Source organism: Deinococcus pimensis DSM 21231, from assembly GCF_000519345.1.
In the GTDB taxonomy this organism is placed as follows: domain Bacteria; phylum Deinococcota; class Deinococci; order Deinococcales; family Deinococcaceae; genus Deinococcus_A; species Deinococcus_A pimensis.
In genome coordinates this window covers 142,945-144,055 of record NZ_KI912637.1, presented here as the reverse complement: position 1 = coordinate 144,055, position 1,111 = coordinate 142,945, and the positions used below count along the sequence as shown (strand labels likewise).

The following is a 1,111-nucleotide window of genomic DNA, read 5'->3' as shown; positions in this document are numbered from 1 at the left end:
CCGCGTGACGCGCGCGACGAGCTCGGGTGTGGCGCGCCCGACGGTGTCGGCGAGGGCGACGTCGTGGACGCCGAGGTCACGGACGCGCGCGACGGCGTCGAGGGTGGTGTCGGGCGTCCAGGGCTCGCCGTCGGGGTTGCCGAAGCCCATGGAGAGGTACACGACGAGCCGTTTGCCCGCGCTCTCGGCGAGGTCACGCAGGTCGCGCAGCAGGGGCCAGGACGCCTCCAGGGAGCGCCCGGTGTTGCGGCGCTGGAAGGCGTCGGAGACGCTGAGGGGATAGCCGACGCTGGTGACGCGCGGCTGCGCGGCGGCGCGTTCCAGGCCGCGCGTGTTGGCGACGATGCAGAGGTAGTCGCGTTCCCCGGGGTCGGGGAGTTCGGCGAGGACGGCCTCGGTGTCGGCGAGCTGGGGGACGGCGCTCGGACTGACGAAGGAGCCGAGGTCGAGGTGGGTGAAGCCCGCGTCGAGCAGGGCGCGCAGGTGCGCGGCCTTGTCAGGGGTGGGGACGTGGTGCGTGAGGCCCTGCCAGGAGTCGCGGGGGCATTCGACGTACACGACCGTCTCGCCGGGGTCGCGGGGCGATGGCGGGGTCATGTCCCGAGTATAGAGCGCGGTCCCGTCACGGCTCCCGTGACAAACCTTCCACATTTCGACCGCTTCAATCTTTGTTTTCCTTACTCGTATTTCCGACGCGACCGCGTACAATGGGAGCGTCCGGCCTCTGTCCCTCCTCCGTCACCGCCCTTTTCCGGAGCTTCCGGTTCACGTTGCCTCAAGGTTGTACAAAGGTTCTACAAGGATGCGCTGCCATGTCTGACATCAACATCAACGACACGACTGGCCTCTTCACGACGAGCGAGGTCGAGCAGCGGACCGGCGTCCCGGCCACGACCCTGCGCCAGTGGGAACGTCGTTACGGCATGCCCGCGCCGATCCGCAACGAGAGCGGGTATCGGCTCTACAGCGCCGCCGACCTGAGCCGCATCGTCTTCCTGCAGGCCCGACTCGCGGAGGGCATCTCCATCAGCCGCGCCGTGCAGCTGTGCCGCGACTACCACGACGCCGCCCCCGCCACGAACGCGCCCGCACCCGCGGCGCGGCACGGCAC

At 69.8% G+C, this 1,111-nt stretch carries 2 protein-coding genes; one reads left to right on the top strand and one right to left on the bottom strand.

The genetic code is table 11. The features are described 5' to 3' along the window. A partial coding sequence (locus DEIPI_RS29905) for a beta/alpha barrel domain-containing protein (protein WP_483782846.1) occupies nucleotides 1–597 on the bottom strand: 597 nt, incomplete at its 3' end. Nucleotides 598–812: 215 nt separating this feature from the next. Between DEIPI_RS29905 and DEIPI_RS37625 the strand changes: the two genes are divergently transcribed. Next, the coding region (locus tag DEIPI_RS37625; RefSeq protein WP_045233986.1) for a MerR family transcriptional regulator at nucleotides 813–1,111 on the top strand (299 nt) is incomplete at its 3' end.